This window comes from Leucobacter komagatae, from assembly GCF_000834055.1.
Classification (GTDB): Bacteria; Actinomycetota; Actinomycetes; order Actinomycetales; family Microbacteriaceae; genus Leucobacter; species Leucobacter komagatae_A.
This window is the reverse complement of record NZ_JXSQ01000027.1, coordinates 17,376-35,150: the sequence shown is the minus strand read 5'-3', so window position 1 is coordinate 35,150 and position 17,775 is coordinate 17,376. Positions and strand designations below refer to the sequence as shown.

Sequence of the window (17,775 nt, the reverse complement as noted above, 5' to 3'; positions counted from 1 at the left end):
CGCCAAGCGCCTGCACACGCTTGCCGTTACCGGCGCGCGCTCGTAGATGTACTTCGCGATCGGGGTCGACCCGACAAAGCTGATCGCCTTCACATCCGGGCTGTCAAGCAGCGTATCCACGGCAACCTTGTCACCGTGAACGACGTTGAGGACACCGTCAGGCAGGCCGGCCTCGCGGAACAGGTCAGCGATGAACACCGACGCGGAAGGATCACGCTCGGACGGCTTAAGGACAACGGTGTTCCCGCACGCAATTGCCGAGGCAATCATCCACAGCGGCACCATGACGGGGAAGTTGAACGGGGTGATCGCCGCAACAACCCCGACGGGCTGCTTCACGGAGTGCACGTCAACCCCGGTCGAGACCTGCTCATCGCGCTCACCCTTGAGAAGGTGGAGCAGGCCTGAGGCGAACTCGACATTCTCGAGGCCGCGGGCGATCTCGCCTGCCGCGTCGGAGAGGACCTTGCCGTGCTCGCTCGTGACGATCGCTGCGAGCTCGGGGGTGCGCTGCTTGAGGAGCTGGCGGAGGTTGAAGAACACGTCGGCACGCTTAGTGAGGCTCGTCTTGCGCCACATCGGCAGCGCGGCCTTCGCCGCGGCCACTGCCTGCTCGACGGTCGCGACCGACGCGATGCCGAGCTCGTGCTGCTGTTCTCCGGTAGCCGGGTTAAAGATGGGCTGGGTCCGCTCGGCGGCCTCGACCTTTTCGCCACCGATGACGTGTGGGATGTGTGCCATTATTGTTGTTCCTCTCAACAGTTCATGTTCACGCAATGTGTTTGGGCCAGATAGGCCGCGTTGTTCCCAGTATTTCAGCGGCAATTCGTCTCGGCACCCGGCAAAGTATCGCGATCTGCCGCCCTTTCCGTACACTTTGTATGTGAGCGAAGCGAACGAGCCTTTTCCGAGCATCAGCGATGTCCTTGGAATCGCGGAACTCGCGGCTGGGGCGCCCGAGCTCGTCACCGGCGAGACAGGCCTCGACCGGCGAGTTCGGTGGGCTCACGTCGTAGCCGGGCGCGAGGCTCCGGCACTTCTCGACGGCGGCGAGCTCGTACTCACGACCGGAGCCGGCTGGCCGACGGCCGACGGCGAGGCCGCTGCCCTCGACGCCCTGGTGCACACGCTGGTTGATGCAGACCCCGCCGGCATCGTCTTCGAACTCGGCACCCACTTCGATGGGGCCCCCGCGCAGCTCATCGAGGCGTGCGTGGCTCGCGGCATCCCGCTCATCGTGCTGCACCGGGTCGTGCGGTTCGTGCAGATCACTCAGCGGGTGCACCAGCGGGTGCTCGCGGCGCAAAACGAGGCGCTCGAGGCTCGCGCCGAGGTGCACGCGATGCTCACGGAGCTCGGCCTGAACCGCAGCCCGGTCGACTACGTCGTTGACCGCATCGCTGCCACCCTCGGCGCTCCGGTCGTGCTCGAAGACGCGGGTCACCGCGTGGTCGCCTGGTCTGGCGATGATGCGACGGTGCTGCAGCACTGGGCCGCGCCTGAGCATCTTGTGCGCGGTGCGGAGCCCCAGCTGCCAGACGGCACCACCCGCGTGCCGGTCGAGGCGCAGGGCACCCGGTGGGGCTCGCTCACCGCGCTCCCTGGCCCGGCCCACGCCGCGGGTCGAGCGACGGTGCTCGAACTCGGAGCTTTTGCGCTCGCGCTCGCCCGACTTGCAGACAGCGACGGCGACACCTGGCTCGACCTCGGCTCGCGGCGTCTCTTTGATGCGGTGCTCTCCGGGCGCTACACGGGCGAACGCGAGCTCGCGAGTCAGCTCGCCGCCGCGGGGCTGCCGCTGGCTGGCCGCGTACTCGTCGGCGCGACAATCACCGGAACGGGCGACTTTGGCGCTCACGCCTCACTCGAGACGGCCATCTTGCAGACGGCAGTGCGCCGCGCGGTCGCGCCGGAGGCAAACGTGCTCCTCACACCCGCGACGGGCGCGCTCGCGGGCCCCCGCACCCTCCTCGCCCTTATGTCGTTCCCCGAGTCCGACCCGCGCCTTGGCGCGTTCCACGCCCACCAGCAGCATCCACTCGCGGCGAGGCTCTCCCGCGAGCTCGGCATGATGCTCCCAGAACAGACACCGCGGTCGTGGCGGGCACACCTGAGCATTGGGGTCACGGCGACGCGCCCACGCGCGCTGATCTCCTCGCTCGAGCGGGTCGCGGCGGCCACCACCACCGGCACCGAACACAGCTCCGCTGGCCCCCGCAGTGGCGGCGACTCGCGGGTGACGGTGCAGCTCGCCGCAAAGCGACCCCTCGCCTATCTCGTGCGTGGGCTCGCTGGCATTCCCGAGCTACAGGAGTTCGCCGAAACGCTGCTCGAGCCTCTCCTCGAACACGACCGAGGCAGCGGCGCCGGCCACTCGGGCGACCTGACGCTGGTGTTGGCGGCGTATCTCAGCCATCCGACGAATCGCTCGCTCGCCGCGCAGCAGGCGCGGCTGTCGCGGTCGGTCTTCTACCAGCGACTCGCGCTGATCGAGGAGCTCGCTGGCGTCGATCTCGCAGACGGCGAAACCATCGCAGCGCTCACCGTCGCGCTGCTCGCACGCGGCGAACTGTAACGAGGCGGCGCGCGGGCAGCGCCCAACCCATCACCCTACTGTGGTCGCCTCTCAGCCCGCTCACCCTTTCTCGGGAGGATGGGCGCATGGACGACACACCAATGATGCTCGACACCCTCGCCGTGCACGCCGGCAGAGCGGACCTTACGCCCCTCGGCGTCCACGCCCTTCCGATCGATCTCTCGACAACGAATCCGCTGCCAGACGTGCTGCGTGGCGGCGACTCCTACGAGGCCTTGGCAACGGGTGGCACCGTGCCCGACGGCGGCAGCGCCGTCTACGGTCGCCTGTGGAACCCGACGGTCGCACGGTTCGAGTCGGGCCTCGCGCAGCTCGAGCACGCGGCAACGGCCGTCGCCTTCGCGAGCGGTATGGCAGCTCTGTCAGCGGCGCTACTCGCCTTCGCGGGCTCAGACGGCAGCCGGCACGTCGTCGCGGTTCGGCCACTGTATGGCGGCACCGACCACCTGCTCGCGACCGGGCTGCTCGGAACCAAGGTCACGTTCTGCGCGCCCGACGAGGTGGCCGGCGCGGTCCGCGATGACACCGGTCTCGTGCTGCTCGAGACGCCGGCAAACCCGACGCTCGAGCTCGTGAGTATCGCCTCCGTCGTGGCACAGGCGGGCGACGTACCGGTAATCGTCGACAACACGTTCGCGACCCCGGTACTGCAGAATCCACTCGATCACGGGGCAGCGATGTCGATGCACAGCGCGACGAAGTACCTCGGCGGCCACGGCGACGTCATCGGCGGCGTCATTGCCTGCTCGGAGGAGCACGCCGCAAAGCTCAGGCCGATCCGCGCGATCACGGGCGCCGTGCTGCACCCGCTTGCGGCTTATCTGCTGCACCGCGGACTTGCCACGCTCCCGCTCCGGGTGCGTGCACAACAGCAGGGCGCGCGCACAGTGGCAGAGTGGCTCGTCGAGCACCCCGGTGTCGCTGAGGTGTTCTATCCCGGGCTGCGCCCCGACGCCTCGGGCGCGCTCGGCACACAGCTCACCGGAACAGGAGCGATGCTCGCGATTCGGCTGGCCGGCGGTGCCGCCGCGGCCGCTGAGCTCACGTCGCGTGTGCAGATTTTCACCCACGCGGTGTCGCTCGGCGGCGTGGACTCGCTCATCGAGAGCCCCGCCGCGCTCACTCACCGCCCCGTCACGGCAGAGGCGAAGCCCGATGCTGGGATCGTGCGCATGTCCATCGGGCTGGAGGATCCCCTCGACCTCATCGCCGACCTTGCACAGGCGCTCTCGTAACGCTCAGCAGTGCCGGCTAAGGCGGTCTGCGCTAGTTCGCTGCGAGGGGTGCCCCGGCGTTCCAGAGCGCCGCGTAGTCGTGCCCGAGTTCGCGAACCAGCCGCCGCAGTGCTGGCAGCGAGAGCCCGATCACACAGCTCGGGGCGCCCTCGATCCGCTCAATGAACGCGCCGGCTAGCCCGTCGATCGCGAAGCCGCCCGCGAGCTCGAGGGGCTCCCCCGTCGCGACATAGGATTCGAGCTCCGCGTCAGTCACATCTGCCGCGAGCGTGACAGTGGCGGTGTCGACCGCGCCGGCGGCCGGGAGTGCCTCGGCGCCGCCCGGCGTGCCGGTGCAGTCAATCAGCCAGTGCCCGGAGTGCAGCACACCGGTCTGGCCGCGGTGCTGCTTGGAGCGCTCGAGCGCAACCGCCGGCTCGTGTGGCTTGCCGAGTACCTCGCCCTCGAGCAGAAACATCGAGTCGCCGCCGAGCACGAGCCCGCCGCCGAGCTCGGCGATCTCACCGCGGTAGCGCGCAACGACGTCTTCAGCTTTCAAGCGCCCGAGGTACTCGGTGAGTTCGGGCGCCGTGAGCGGGCGGCCGAGCTCGGCCTCACGCGCTTCCACCTCTGCATCCTCATCCACCTGCGGGGCGAAGCACGCCGGTTCAATTCCGGCTCCCCTGAGCACCGAAAGGCGGGCGGGCGAGGTTGAGGCAAGGATCAGGCGCATGCTGAACAGCCTATGCAATACACCTCGGAATCGCGCAGCGCCTGGGCACCGGGTACCGTGGAGGTATGAAGATCTCGCGCAAAGCAACAGTGACCACCTCCATTTTGCTCGCCGCAGGCCTCGCGCTGACGGGCTGTAGCTCTTCAGCGAACCCTTCCGAGGGCGGGAGCGGCGCGAGCCAAGAATCTGAGTCGAGCAGTGGGGCGCTCACGAAGGACAACTTCGTTGAGCGCATGTCGGCTGCGCAACTGAAGGCCGGCTCGGTCCACGTGAAGATGAACTTGGGCGACGCCATCGAGGGCGACATTGAGGCAGACATGGTCATCAGCGATGACCCGCAGAAGGTCCAGATGCAGATGACCATGAACACCGGTGGCATGGATAGCGACATTCGCGTTGTCGACGGCAAAATGTTCATGAACATGGGCCAGGTGACCGGCGGCAAGTTCATGGACATGTCCGCGATGCCCGGCGGCGGCGGAGATGTCGGGGCAATCCTCAACCAGGTCAACCCGGGCGCGCAGCTCGACGGCTTCCGTGAGGCGCTCACTGACTTCCAGGTCGACCCGAAGGGGCCGGAAATCGACGGCGTGAAAACGACCCAGCTCACGCTCACGATCGACACGAAGAAGATGTTCGAGGCGCAGCCGCAGGAGGGCGTTGACGCTGATGCCCTCGTCGAGGCACTCGGCGACACGATCACCTACGACATGTTTGTCGGACCGGATGACCTCCCTCGCCGCATCGTCACGCCAGACATCGCCGGGCTCGGAGCCGCGACGCAGGATTACTCGGCGTGGGGCACACCGGTCACGGTTACGGCTCCGGGAGCCGACGAGATCGCCGACATGTCCGCCCTGCACGGATAACCACAGCTCATCTCTCACGGGCGCACAGCGCGTCCGTGGGAGAATAGTGGCTATGTCTGAACAGCACGAAAGCACGCCCCTCGAAATCGGTGCCGAGATCGAGCTCGAAATCACCGGTATGGCCCACGGCGGGGTGAGTGTTGCACGCCACGAAGGGCGCGTGGTGTTCGTCGCCGACGCCATCCCTGGCGAGCGCGTGCTTGCACGCGTCACCGACCAGAAGAAGAAGTCGTTCGCCCGCGCAGCGGTCACCCGCGTGCTCGAAGCGTCCGCGGATCGCCGCGATCATGTGTGGGATGAGGCTTCGGTTGACCGCGATCCGGCGGAACGCGCCGGTGGAGCCGAATTCGGTCACATCGATCTCGCCAGGCAGCGCGTGCTCAAGGCCGAGGTGCTCGTCGACTCGATGGCACGCTTTGGCGACATCGAGCTCGCTGGCGAGGAGGGCGAAGACTTCTCCGAAACGCTCGCCGAGCTCGTCGAGGCCGCCCCGGGCGACGACGAGGCGAACGGCCTCGGCTACCGCACCCGCGTGCGCCTGCACGTCGATCCAGAGACCGGAGCCGCTGGCCCGTACGCCGCGCGCAGCCGCAGCGTTGTGCCCGTCTCGTCTCTGCCACTTGCGACTGAGGGCGTGAACCAGATCGCGCCTCTGTTCGAGGCGATGCGCGGCCTCGCGACAATCGACCTCGTCGATCCGTCCAACGACGACCCCCGCATGCTCTTCACCGAGGTTGGTGCGAAGGAGCGTCGCGGCGAAAAGGACCTCGTTGGCGAACTCGTTGAGGATCGCGGCTTCATGGTGCGCGCCGGCGGCTTCTGGCAGGTGCACCGCGAGGCACCAGCGATGCTGTTCGGTGCCGTGCACGACGCGATCGCCGATCTCATCGAGGCGGGCGAGTTCGACCCGGCCGCCGCGAACCTCGACCTGTACGGCGGCGCCGGTCTCCTCGCAGCCGCGGTTGCTGAGGCTGCTGGCCCTGGCCTGAAGATCACCTCGGTCGAGTCGGATCCGCTCGCGACCGACAACGCTGCAGAGAACCTCTCCGAGATCGTTGGCGCCCGCGCAATCACCGCACGGGTGGATCGGCACCTTGCCGAGCTCCTCGACGCAGCTGCGCCGGTGCGCGATCGCCTCCGCCGCGGCACCGTTGTGCTCGATCCGCCCCGCTCGGGTGCCGGCGGAGATGTGACCGCACAGCTCGCAGAACTCGCGCCAGCGAACATCGTGTACGTAGCGTGCGATCCTGTCGCCCTCGCCCGCGATACGAAGTCGCTGCTGGATTCGGGCTACGACCTGCTCGAGTTGCGTGCGTTCGACATCTTCCCGCACACCCACCACTTCGAGTCACTCGCGGTCTTCAGCCGAGGCGAGTAACGCACGTGTTCCGAGGCGCCGCTGGGGGTTCCCAGCGGCGCCTCGGCGTGTGTAGCGTCGGCCGTGCCAGACGTGTTACTCGAAGAGCGCTTTGCGGCTTTCGATTCCGAGCTTCTGCAGCACATTGGAAACGTGAGTCTTCACCGTTGGGACCCCCACAAAGAGCTCGCGCGCAATATCGGCATTGGTGAACCGTTGGAGCATGAAGCCGAGCACTTCCTGCTCGCGCCCGGTGAGCGCCGCGCCGCGCACCCGCTCTTCGATGTTCCGTGCGCTCGCGCCAGTGTCCGCAGTGTCGTTCCACACGCGGTTACCTCGGCCAGTCGCGCGCACCGTCTCAACTAGGCGCCCCTCGGGGTGGTCTTTCGTGAGGAAGCTGTCAGCGCCTGAAAGAAACGCGAGCATTGCGTCGGTGTGCCCCGTATACGAGGTGTACATCATCACGCGCGGGCCGCGTTCGAGCGATTTCAGCTCGCGACAGAGCTCAAGCCCGCCGCGTACCCCGCCGAGACGCAGCGGCAGGATCACGAGGTCGGGGGAGGTCTTCGCAACGGCTTCCATCGCGGTCTCCGGGTCGGCCGCCTCAGCCACGACGCCCAGGTCATCGTGGGCGCCGAGCACGGTCGCGAGACCGAGGCGCACAATCGGATGATCCTCAACGAGCACGATCTTCAGCGTGTCGAGCGCAGCGCTGCGCTGCGCAGGAGCGGTGGTCATATCGGTTCTTTCCTCGGCGGTGAGTGGGAGTAGCGCCCCGAGCGCGACGACGCTGTCTCCCCGCTGCTACCGAGGAGGGGGTGCTTAGCGTGGTGCGCCCCTGAGCACCCTCACCATATAACTTGCTTGGGGTTCCGCCTCGCATCTACGCAGGGGAACCGCAGAGAAAACTCATCCTCCTGGGTTGATTCGCCGTGGGGAGGCAGATCGTAGCCTGGGTTCGGGGCATGAGCTTGCTATGGAACTGCCCCGTTCGCCCACGAAACTGAGAGCGCAGCAGAGCACACCATGAGCGATACCGCACGCCGGTCACACATCCTGAACCTCGCACTCGAGCAGGGCCTGCTCCACGAAGAGCACGCACCGCTCGTCGCCTTCCTCGACTGGGAGCGGGTCGGGCTCAACGTTGATCACCTGCTGCGCGCCTTCCCAACAGACATTCCCGTGCTCCACGCCTTCGCGGTGAAGGCGAACCCGCTCGTGCCTGTGCTGGCGAGACTTGGCGAGCTCGGCATGGGCGCAGAGGTCGCGAGCGACGGGGAGCTGAGCGCTGCCCTCGCCGCGGGTATCGCCCCAGAAAGGCTCGTCTTCGACTCCCCGGCGAAGTCGTGGGGCGAGCTCCGCCGCGCACTCGGCCTCGGCACCGCTCTCAACGTCGATAACTTCCAGGAGCTCGCCAGGGTGCGCGCGATCCTCGGGGAAACCGGCTCCGAATCGGAGATCGGGATCCGCATCAACCCGCAGGTCGGCGCCGGCGCGATCGCGGCGATGAGCACCGCGAGCGCGCACTCGAAGTTTGGCGTGCCGCTGCGCGATCCCGGCGTGCGTGAGCAGCTCATCGAGGCGTATCTCGCGTCACCCTGGCTCAGGCGCGCGCATACGCACGTCGGGTCCCAGGGCTGCCCGCTCCCGCTCATCGCGGAGGGGGTCAACGAACTCGTGCGCTTCGCCGATGAGGTGAACGCGCGGGCGGGGTATGCGCAGATCCGCACCCTCGACATCGGGGGCGGGCTGCCGGTCGACTTCGAGACCGACAACCCAATCTCCGCGTTCGACGACTACGTCGCGGCGCTCGAGGAGGGTGCCCCTCGGATCTTTTCCGGCGACTACGAGATCGTCACGGAGTTCGGGCGCAGCATCCTCGCCAAGCACGGCTTCATCGCCGCGTTCGTCGAGTACACCAAGGAGGTCGGCGGCCGTCGGGTCGCCATCACGCACGCCGGGGCGCAGGTCGCAACGCGGACGGTGTTTATGCCCGAGGCGTGGCCGCTCAGGGTCGAGGGTTTCAATCCAAGCGGTGCCATGAAGACCACGGCGCAGACCGCAGTGCACGATGTTGCGGGGCCGTGCTGCTTCGCCGGCGATCTCGTCGCCCGCGGCCGCGAACTGCCGCTGCTCGAACAGGGCGACATTGTCGCCCTCCTCGACACCGGCGCGTACTACGCAAGCAACCCGTTCCATTACAACTCGCTGCCGGTGCCGCCGGTGTACGGCGTCGAGTTCGGGGATGGGACAGCCGAGTTCACGACGATTCGCGCCGCGGACCTCGTGACGGTGTAGCGGCCTTCACGCGCGCCGTTGCGGGCGAAGGTGAGCGACGTGGCCGCCGCAGGGGCGCTCCCCCGCGGCGGCCACGTCGCTATCTTTGCCGCGAGTTAGCGCAGCGAGGTGCGGCGATCCACCGAGCGGGCGCCCCACCACCAGAGCAGCACGGCCGCGATGAGCGGCACGATGAACACGCCGAGTCCGAGCACGCTCGGTGTCGCGTTCGCGGCCGGGTCGGCGATCGCGGCCATAAAGTCCGTGAGCATCCCCTCGGCGACCAGGCTGCCGGCGTCGGGGCCGGTCATGCGGATCCCGAGCGGGATGAACAGCAGCGCAGCAAGGTTCACGATCTGCATCACGAAGTACAGGACGATGGTGCCGATCACCGGGGCGCCGAAACCGAGGTGGTTGAAGCGCGCCTCAGCACCCACCGACATGGCCGTCGCACCCGCGATCACCGCGAACACGAGCTGCAGTGCGAGCGCAACGCCGAGGAACCATGCCATCCACGGATCAATCGTCGTCAGCGCCTCACGCAGGAAGTCGAAGGCGCCCTGGCCCTTCATGAGGGCGAACGCGATCGCAGCTAGTGCGAGGCCACCGAGCGTGATGAGCAGCGCTGCGAGACTCACGACGAGCCCGTGCAGCACCTTGCCCGCGTAGATCGCGCTCCCCCGCACCGGCAGCGTCATGGTGAAGTAGCCCTCGGCACCGTACATCGTGCGCCAGTAGTTTGCGACGAGCACCGCGAGCACGACGGGGGTGAACACGAGCGTCACACCGATGCCAAGTCCGAAGGAGAGGCCACCAATGAACGGGACCCGGAGAGCCGCGATGGCCAAGAACACGATGATTGCGAGCAGCATAATGCCGACCGCAGGCAACAGGGTTCGCTTTGTGGTGCGGAACTCCTGCGCGAACAATGTGCCGATCATGCTGCGTACACCTTTCGGAAGAGTGCGTCGAGGCTGACGCCGTGTTCTGCGCGCAGCTCGTCTGCGTCGCCCTGCAGCAGCACCTGGCCGCCACGGAGGAAGACGACCGAGTCGACGATCGACTCGACGTCTTGGATGAGGTGGGTGGAGACGAACATGAGTGCGTCGTCGGCGAAGTTGGAGATGATCCCGCGGAGGATCACGTCGCGCGATGCCGGGTCGACACCCGAGATCGGCTCGTCGAGGAGGTACACGTGAGCGCGCCGGCTCATCGCGAGCGACACCTGGAGCTTCTCGCGCATGCCCTTCGACATCTCCTTGAGGCTGCGATCCCACGGGAGGCCGAAGAAGTCGACCATCTCTCGGGCCTTGGCCGCATCGAAGTCGGCGAAGAACCTCGCGTACTGCGCGATCGAGTCTTCCGGCTTGTGGTAATCGGGCAGGAAAGAGGCGTCGGGCAGGAACGATACGAGCCCCTTGGACTCTGCGCCAGGGGCGTGGCCCGCGATCGTGACGGAGCCCTCCCACTCGGCGAGCACCCCGGCGAGGATCTTCAACAGCGTGGTCTTGCCTGAGCCGTTGTCGCCCATGAGGCCGACGATCTGCCCGGGCTGCAGACTGAGGTTGAGGTTCGCGAGCGCCGGGCGGCCCCGGTAGGCCTTGGAGAGTCCGCGCACCTCGATCGCGGGCGGTGGTGCCAGCGGTTGCTGCTCGGTCATCAGGTGTCCTTTCGGTCCTCGCCGGGCGCCGTGTGCGCCGCCCAGCGTCGTTCAAGTAGTTCGGTGGTTTCCCGCAGGCCCATTCCGAGGCCGCGTGCGGTCGCGACGAGGGAGTCCGCCGTCGCTGCGGCGAGCGCCAGGCGCGCCGATTCGATCGCCGTCTCGTCGGTCGTGACAAATCTTCCCGCCGTGCGCTCGGGGATCGTGAGGCCGAGCCTGTCAACCTCGCCGAGGGCCTTCTGCACGGTGTTCGGATTCACGCCGAGCTCGAGGGCGAGCTCTCGCACCGAGGAGACTTTGAGGCCCGTCGGCCACTCCCCCGAGGCGATGCGGCGCCGGAACTCGTCGACGAGCTGCGCCCAAATGGGCCGGGAGTCGTCGAGCTGCATGGTGTGTTCCTTCCTCTGGGAGTGCGGATCCTCACCCCCTCGTGTATCACTGTATTACGACAGTGATACAGATTGCAACCCACTCCCCGGTACGGTGGATCCGTGAGCAGCACAACACCCGATGAGACCATGCCGTGCCCCTGCGGCCTCGGAACGCCCTACGCCGCGTGCTGCGGGCCAATCCATGAGGGCAAGCCTGCCCCGACTGCCGCCCAGCTCATGCGATCCAGGTACAGTGCCTTCGCGCTCGGCCAGAGCGACTATCTCCTCAGCAGCTGGCATGCAAGCACACGACCGGCTGAGCTCGAGCTCGACGAGGACACGCGCTGGCTCAGGCTCATTATCGACGCCTCCGACCAGGGCGGACCCTTCGACACTGTCGGCACCGTAACGTTCACCGCGATCGGCCGCACGCCAGCGGGGCGCTTCGAGCAGCGCGAGCGCAGCAACTTCGTGCGCGATGGCGGTAACTGGTTCTACGTCGACGGCATCGAGCCCGCCTAACCGGTCAAGAAAACCTCAAGAAGCACGCACGCCCCCTAGCCAGGCGCAACCGGCTCCACCTAGGCTCGTCACATGGAAGCGATCAGCGATCTCATTGCCGAGTGGGGCGACACCTTCTGGACGTGGCTCGTGCTGCCCGTCGTCGTTGCCCTCGGCCTGTACCTCACGATCCGCTCCGGAGTCGTACAGTTTCGGCTGCTCCCGGACATGTTCCGCACCCTCACGGACAAGACACCGCGCGACGAAAACGGCGAGCCACAGTCAGTCTCCGCGTTTCAGGCATTCACCATTTCTGCCGCCTCACGCGTCGGCGTCGGCAACATTGCGGGTGTGGGAACAGCGATCGCGATCGGCGGGCCTGGCGCGATCTTCTGGATGTGGCTCATGGCCTTCATCGGCGGCGCATCGTCTTTCGTCGAGTCCTCGCTTGCCCAGCTCTACAAGACCCGTGATTCCACCGGGTTCCGCGGGGGCCCTGCGTATTACATGGAGCGCGGACTCGGCGCCCGCTGGCTCGGCGTGCTGTTCTCCGCAGTGCTCATTGTGTGCTTCCCGATCGCGTTCTCCTCACTCCAGGCCAACACGATCCAGGCCACCCTCTCGGGCAGCTTCGGCGGCAACATCCCCTCCTGGCTCCCACTCGTCACAGGCGCGGCGCTCGCGATCCTCATGGCGGCAGTCATCTTTGGCGGCGTGCGGCGCATCGCCTCGGTCACCCAGACCCTCGTCCCGCTCATGGCACTGCTCTACCTGCTGCTTGGGCTCGTCATCGTTGCGCTCAACATCCAAGAGCTCCCCGGAGTCTTCGCGACGATCTTCACATCGGCATTCGGCCCGAGCCAGGTGACCGGAGCCGCTCTCGGCTACGTCATCCTCACCGGCATCAAGCGCGGCATGTTCTCCAACGAGGCCGGCCTCGGCTCCGCGCCGAACGCTGGCGCGTCTGCCGCCGTGACGCACCCCGTCAAGCAGGGGCTCGTGCAGACGCTCGGCGTCTATTTCGATACGTTCCTCATCTGCTCGATTACGGCGTTCATCGTGCTCGTCGCCGCACCCGACCTCACCGGCGCAGACAAGGGCATTGCCCTCACGCAGAGCGCAATCGCGAACGCGCTCGGACCGTGGGCGAACGTGCTCCTCACGATCATTATCTTCCTGCTCGCGTTCTCGTCGATCCTCGGCAACTACTACTACGGCGAGTCCAACATTGAGTTCCTCCGCTCGGGAAAGCGCGTGCTCACCGGCTACCGCATAGTCGCCGTGCTCGCGGTGTTCGCCGGTGCGGTCGTCTCCGCAGACATCGTCTGGAACTTCGCTGACGGCATCATGGGCGTCATGGCCCTCATCAACCTCGTCGCGATCGCCCTGCTCTCCGGCGTGGCCTTCAAGCTGCTTCGCGACTACTCCCAGCAGCGGCAGGCCGGTCGCGACCCGGTATTCACGCGCGATCGACTGCCAGAGCTCGGCGGTGTCGAGCTCTGGGCCGACGAGCAGTCGGTCACCGGCCGGATCGACATCCCCGACGCCACTCGCGGTACCTCGCCGAAATCACGGGGCTAGGCGGAGATTGTTCGCACGCGCTGCTTGGCGCGTGCGAACAATCTCCGCGCAACCCGAGGTGCCGCTCCCGTCAGCTCACCAGTCCACGGCGATATAGCGCTGCTCGAGATACTCCAGTAGCCCCTCGCGAGCACCCTCTCGACCCAAGCCGCTCTGCTTCGTCCCGCCAAACGGAGCCGCCGCGTCAGATACGAGGCCGCGATTCAGCCCCACCATCCCGGAGTCGAGTTGGCGCGAGAGCGTCAGCCCGCGCTGCAGGTCTGCAGTGAAGAGATACGACACCAAGCCATACTCCGTGGAGTTCGCCATCTCGATGGCCTCCTCGTCCGTGCTGAACGAAGTAATGGCGGCAACGGGACCGAAGATCTCTTCACGGGTGATCGCCGCCTCGGTCGGCACGTCAACCAACACGGTTGCGCTGTAGTGCGAGCCAGCAGTGTCTGGGCGCGAACCACCCGTGAGCACACGCGCGCCGTGCGCCACCGCATCATCGACGAGGGCCTGCACCTTGACCACGCTTGCTTCGTTCACGAGCGGACCAAGGTCGACACCCTCCTCATATCCGACACCGATCGTGAGCGCTGCGAAACGCTCAGCGAGCCCTGCAGCGAAACGCTCTGCGAGCGACTCGTGCACAATAAACCGGTTTGCGGCCGTACAGGCCTGGCCCCCATTGCGCATCTTCGCGACCATCGCCCCGTCGAGAGCGAGCTCAACGTCAGCATCGGCCAGCACAACGAACGGTGCGTTCCCACCAAGTTCCATCGCGGGCTTCACCACGGTGCGCGCAGCCTCGGCAAGCAGCACCCGCCCAACCTCGGTTGAGCCGGTGAATGACAGCACCCGCACTGCGGGATCATCCAAGAGCGCAGAGACAACAGGGCCAGAGCGGCTCGTCGTCAGAATATTCACCACCCCGGCCGGAACCCCCGCACGCACGAGGATCTCCCCGATGGCAAGCGCGGTGAGCGGCGTCTCCTTCGCGGGCTTCAGGATCGCGGTGCACCCGGCAGCGAGCGCTGGGGCGATCTTTCTCGTTGCCATTGCGGCTGGAAAATTCCAAGGCGTGACGAGCAGCGCAACACCGACCGGCGCGTAGTCGACGAGGATGTTGTTCGCGCCGCCCGGGGACCGCTGGAAGGTTCCCTGCATGCGCGGCGCCTCCTCCGCGTACCATCGGAAGAACTCGGCGGCATATGCGACCTCGCCGCGTGCGTCGGGAAGCGCCTTGCCGTTCTCCCAAGAGATGAGCCGCGCGAGCCGCTCTCGCTCCTCCATCATGATTTCGAAGGTGCGCATGAGGATGTCTGCTCGTGCCCGCGGCGAGGTCGCGGCCCAGGCCGCCTGCTGTGAGCGCGCGGCGGCGAGCGCGTCAGCAACCTCCTCGTCGCCAGCATCAGCGACCGCGGCGATGAGTTCCCCCGTCGACGGGTCGAGTACGTTGATCGTGCGCGAGCTCCGAGCGGGCCGAAATTCCCCGTCGATGAGGAGGCCGGTCTCCAAGGAAGCGGCGTCAAGCGGCGGGAGTGGTGATGATGTCAACATGGGGCTCCTGTTGTGGTTGTGGCGGCGAGCGATGATTCGTCGCCAGTGAGTGCCGCAGAGAACAGTGTCTGCACGCCAGCCTCGTCAAGCGGGCGTGGATTGTTGTGGATCAGCCGCTCTGAGCGCATCGCGGCGGTGACGGCTGCTGGAAGGTCCGTTTCTGACATACCAATCTCCGCGAGGGTTTTCGGGATGCCGATCGCATGAAGAATTTCGGTGATGCGGTGGATCGCGTGGTCTGCGCGCTGCTCCACTGTCGCGTCTGTCGGTGCACCGAGCACGGCACCCAGCTCAGCGAACGCTGCTCGCGCATGGCTTCGATTGAACCGCATGACATACGGCAGCAGGATCCCAACGCCGACGCCGTGCGGGGTGTGCGTCACCGCCCCGATGGGGTACTGGAGGGCGTGGGCGGCAGCGGTACCTGCGGTTCCCAAGGCGAGACCACCATACGTCGCCGCCCTTGCCATGCCGCCTCTCGCCTCGACGTCGCTGCCGTCGCGCACCGCACGTTCGAGATACGCGTCCGCGAGACGGAGCCCTTCGCGCCCATAGACGGCTGTCAGCTCGCCCGCGCCGAGGAAGACTTTGCTGAGCACCGCCTCGGCACCCTGCTCTCGCGGGATTGCCGTGTACGACTCGACGAGGTGGCAGAGCGCATCCGCGCCAACGGCTGCGGTGAGCCCGGCGGGGCAGGTGTAGGTGAGCTCCGGATCGACGAGGGCCACTTCTGGGATAAGCCTGGGGCTCGAGACCCCAGATTTGATCCCGGTTGCGCCGTCACTGATCACCGCGACGGGCGTCACTTCCGCGCCGGTCCCAGCGGTGGTCGGCACTGCGATGATGGGGAGCACAGGCCCTGGCACCCGATTTTCTCCGTAGTAGTCGGCGATCGTACCCGAGTACGCTCCGATCACCGCTGCAGCCTTCGCGAGATCTATGCAGCTCCCGCCACCGACTCCGATGACGATCTCTCGTTCCCCGAGCATTGCGGCGACCTCAGCGACCTGCTCACTCGGAAGCTCAGGCTGCGTGGACGCGTACACGGCCACGTCGACGCCGGCGACGGTGAGGCTCGTGAGAATGTCCGCGAACCCCTGGGTAGTTGCACAGCGCTCGTCCGTGATCAGGATCGCGCTGGCACCGAGCGCTGCCGCATGGTGACCGACCGAGTGACGCGCGCCCTCGGCAATAACTATGGTGCGAGGGGAGCGCAGTGCGTTGAGCGCCATCAGGCTTGTTCCGTTCTGTTCTGGTGGGAAATCTCGGCCCAGAGGGCATCGCGCACCTCAACGCCTTCCGCGATGCGGCGGGTGCGTTCTGCTCGCGAGCGGTCACCGGGCACGAGCACCGGCCGCGCGGGATCCGCCGGATCGCTCGCACGCACTTCGTCGAGAAAGTCTGCGAGCAGATTGGCGAGCGCACCGCCGCGAGCCGGGGCGAGGATGAACACGTCTCCCTTCGACGCCGTCTCGGTTGCATCAAGGGTGCCGCGCACGGAGGTGCCGATAGCCGAACCGGTGAGCGCGGTGACGAGCACTTCAATCCCGAGCCCAAGCGCGTAACCTTTCGCGCCGCCAAACGGGGCGATCGCCCCGCTGCGCGCCGCCACAGCATCCGTTGTCGCGCGGCCCTGAGCGTCGCGCGCCCAACCCGGCTCCAGGGCTTGCCCGCGCCCCGCGTAGTCGTGGACCTTGCCCATCGCGACAATGGATGTCGCGAGGTCAACAACGAGCGGCTCTTCGTCGGCCGTCGGAACTCCGATTGTCAGCGGGTTCGTACCGAGCAGGCGGGAGGTGCCGCCGTACGGGTGCACAAGCGCCTCGCTTGTTGTGAGTCCGATCAGCACGTACCCCTGTCGCGCCCAGTGCTCCGCGTACCAGGCGAGCATTCCCAGGTGGTTGCTCGTTCGCACCGTGACGAGGCAGACGCCGGTCTCCTGAGTTCGTCGCGCCGCCGCGGTCAGTGCGTGCTGTGCAACGACCGGGCCGAAGCCACTCTCGCCATCGACGTCAAGCCAGGCTGTGCCACGCCACGAGTGCTTGCCGAGCGCGTTCGGCGCGCACACACCATTCGCGATCCGCTGCCGCAGCGTGTTCAGCCTGAGGGCGCCATGTGACGGAAGGCCGCGCAGTTCCGCCTCGACAAGCATGTCTGCCTGCACCTCAGCCGTCTCTCGGCTGGAGCCCGCCTCAACGAGGCGCCGCACGAGAGCCTCGCGGAGCGCCTCGATGGGGACAGTCGTCACGACGCGTGGTCCTCACTGCTCAGGCGCGGGCTCAACAGCGTGCCGCCGTCCCACACGGTGCCAAGCTGCTGGTAGTACCCGCCGAGGACCTCGTCGACCTTCACATTCGCGAGTTCTTCGACCGGGGAGTCAAAGAGCCGCAGCTCGGCGTCGGCGAGCCAGGGCTTGCTTCCCTCCGCACGGATTGGCCCGTGCGTGATGAGCTCATCAAGGCTGTCTGGCTGCCCCTTCTCAATGGATCGCAGCAGTCGGCTGTGCAGCAGCGGGTGCACGTTGACCGTCGGCCCAGTTTCTGCCTGTTCGCGCAGCGTGATCCGGGCCTCAGCGATCCGCCTGTCGTACGAGGCAAGGCTGGCGCCGAAGCGGTTGTCAGGCGCAATTCGTGGCGCCGGCCCGTATGGGAACGGTCGAGTCTGATAAATCGACCCGAACTTCTTGGGGTAGCCCATGTGTATGCCGCGACCGAGGGAGAAGTCCCGGTCGACCCAGATGTACGCGATACGCGTGTAAATCTTTCCGCCATAGGTGGCTTTCACCGCTAGGAAGGCTTCAGAGTACTGGGACTGCACGGGATCGAGAAGCTCCTCGCCCCCGTCGGTGCACGACTGCCAGTCAGCAAAGACCATCGCGACGCGACCGGGATCGTCCTCGTCGAGCCCCAGCTGGGGCGGAAGCAGCGCGCGAACGTTATCGGGGTTCGTCCGATACTCGACGGTCAGCCACGTCCCGGAGTAGTGCCACGGCGGGGCCGCGATAATGTCTGCGCGTCCCTCGGGCGAGCGGGGGAAGAGAAAACCTGTTGGTTCGGTCATGTCGTGTTCCG

16 protein-coding genes and 1 pseudogene are annotated in these 17,775 nt (G+C 66.8%); 7 read left to right on the top strand and 10 right to left on the bottom strand.

All coding sequences use genetic code 11. From position 1 onward, the window contains the following. Positions 1 to 741 (bottom strand): annotated as a pseudogene (locus SD72_RS14220) (aldehyde dehydrogenase family protein); the annotation flags it as partial. A gap of 142 nt (positions 742 to 883) precedes the next feature. On the opposite strand from SD72_RS14220, the gene SD72_RS14215 reads away from it, so the two are divergent. Beyond that, positions 884 to 2,575 (top strand): PucR family transcriptional regulator, encoded by a 1,692-nt coding sequence (locus tag SD72_RS14215; RefSeq protein ID WP_232299796.1) that lies wholly within the window; start codon positions 884 to 886, stop codon positions 2,573 to 2,575. An 86-nt stretch (positions 2,576 to 2,661) separates the two neighbouring features. Then, positions 2,662 to 3,831 (top strand): trans-sulfuration enzyme family protein, encoded by a 1,170-nt coding sequence (locus tag SD72_RS14210; RefSeq protein ID WP_042545124.1) that lies wholly within the window; start codon positions 2,662 to 2,664, stop codon positions 3,829 to 3,831. Positions 3,832 to 3,862: 31 nt separating this feature from the next. On the opposite strand, the gene SD72_RS14205 is transcribed toward SD72_RS14210, so the two are convergent. Then, positions 3,863 to 4,543, bottom strand: a complete 681-nt coding sequence (locus SD72_RS14205; RefSeq protein WP_042545123.1) for a Maf family protein — start codon at positions 4,541 to 4,543, stop codon at positions 3,863 to 3,865. Positions 4,544 to 4,608: 65 nt separating this feature from the next. Between SD72_RS14205 and SD72_RS14200 the strand changes: the two genes are divergently transcribed. Next, on the top strand, positions 4,609 to 5,412 hold the full coding sequence (locus tag SD72_RS14200) for a hypothetical protein (protein ID WP_042545122.1): 804 nt from the start codon (positions 4,609 to 4,611) through the stop codon (positions 5,410 to 5,412). A 52-nt stretch (positions 5,413 to 5,464) separates the two neighbouring features. Further along, a complete protein-coding gene (locus tag SD72_RS14195; protein ID WP_042545121.1) occupies positions 5,465 to 6,790 on the top strand; it encodes a class I SAM-dependent RNA methyltransferase in 1,326 nt (441 codons plus the stop codon). Positions 6,791 to 6,865: 75 nt separating this feature from the next. On the opposite strand, the gene SD72_RS14190 is transcribed toward SD72_RS14195, so the two are convergent. Next, positions 6,866 to 7,507 carry a response regulator gene (locus tag SD72_RS14190; protein WP_042545120.1) on the bottom strand — a complete coding sequence of 214 codons (642 nt, stop codon included), beginning with the start codon at positions 7,505 to 7,507 and terminating at the stop codon, positions 6,866 to 6,868. A gap of 288 nt (positions 7,508 to 7,795) precedes the next feature. On the opposite strand from SD72_RS14190, the gene SD72_RS14185 reads away from it, so the two are divergent. Then, positions 7,796 to 9,067: a diaminopimelate decarboxylase gene (locus SD72_RS14185; RefSeq protein WP_042545119.1), complete on the top strand. Its 1,272-nt coding sequence runs from the start codon at positions 7,796 to 7,798 to the stop codon at positions 9,065 to 9,067. A 95-nt stretch (positions 9,068 to 9,162) separates the two neighbouring features. On the opposite strand, the gene SD72_RS14180 is transcribed toward SD72_RS14185, so the two are convergent. Genes SD72_RS14180 through SD72_RS14170 form a run of 3 tightly spaced genes read right to left on the bottom strand, consistent with a single transcriptional unit; the run spans position 9,163 to position 11,095 of the window. Beyond that, positions 9,163 to 9,987: a hypothetical protein gene (locus tag SD72_RS14180; RefSeq protein WP_042545118.1), complete on the bottom strand. Its 825-nt coding sequence runs from the start codon at positions 9,985 to 9,987 to the stop codon at positions 9,163 to 9,165. Next, positions 9,984 to 10,706, bottom strand: a complete 723-nt coding sequence (locus SD72_RS14175) for an ABC transporter ATP-binding protein (RefSeq protein ID WP_042545117.1) — start codon at positions 10,704 to 10,706, stop codon at positions 9,984 to 9,986. Before SD72_RS14175 ends, SD72_RS14180 begins: the two co-directional genes overlap by 4 nt. Further along, on the bottom strand, positions 10,706 to 11,095 hold the full coding sequence (locus SD72_RS14170) for a GntR family transcriptional regulator (RefSeq protein ID WP_042545116.1): 390 nt from the start codon (positions 11,093 to 11,095) through the stop codon (positions 10,706 to 10,708). Before SD72_RS14170 ends, SD72_RS14175 begins: the two co-directional genes overlap by 1 nt. A gap of 102 nt (positions 11,096 to 11,197) precedes the next feature. Between SD72_RS14170 and SD72_RS14165 the strand changes: the two genes are divergently transcribed. Next, positions 11,198 to 11,599 (top strand): YchJ family protein, encoded by a 402-nt coding sequence (locus SD72_RS14165; protein WP_420038431.1) that lies wholly within the window; start codon positions 11,198 to 11,200, stop codon positions 11,597 to 11,599. A gap of 72 nt (positions 11,600 to 11,671) precedes the next feature. Then, complete coding sequence (locus SD72_RS14160; RefSeq protein ID WP_042545114.1) at positions 11,672 to 13,159, top strand: alanine/glycine:cation symporter family protein; 1,488 nt, start codon at positions 11,672 to 11,674, stop codon at positions 13,157 to 13,159. A gap of 75 nt (positions 13,160 to 13,234) precedes the next feature. Here SD72_RS14160 and SD72_RS14155 read toward each other — a convergent pair whose 3' ends face one another. The 4 genes from SD72_RS14155 to SD72_RS14140 are packed head-to-tail and all read right to left on the bottom strand — an operon-like array spanning position 13,235 to position 17,764. Next, positions 13,235 to 14,704: an NAD-dependent succinate-semialdehyde dehydrogenase gene (locus SD72_RS14155; protein ID WP_042545113.1), complete on the bottom strand. Its 1,470-nt coding sequence runs from the start codon at positions 14,702 to 14,704 to the stop codon at positions 13,235 to 13,237. Next, positions 14,698 to 15,936, bottom strand: coding sequence for an iron-containing alcohol dehydrogenase (locus tag SD72_RS14150; RefSeq protein WP_042545112.1), 1,239 nt, complete (start codon positions 15,934 to 15,936; stop codon positions 14,698 to 14,700). Before SD72_RS14150 ends, SD72_RS14155 begins: the two co-directional genes overlap by 7 nt. Then, complete coding sequence (locus SD72_RS14145) at positions 15,936 to 16,952, bottom strand: Ldh family oxidoreductase (protein WP_042545111.1); 1,017 nt, start codon at positions 16,950 to 16,952, stop codon at positions 15,936 to 15,938. Before SD72_RS14145 ends, SD72_RS14150 begins: the two co-directional genes overlap by 1 nt. After that, positions 16,949 to 17,764 (bottom strand): acetoacetate decarboxylase family protein, encoded by an 816-nt coding sequence (locus SD72_RS14140; RefSeq protein ID WP_042545110.1) that lies wholly within the window; start codon positions 17,762 to 17,764, stop codon positions 16,949 to 16,951. Before SD72_RS14140 ends, SD72_RS14145 begins: the two co-directional genes overlap by 4 nt. Between the last annotated feature and the right edge of the window lie 11 nt (positions 17,765 to 17,775).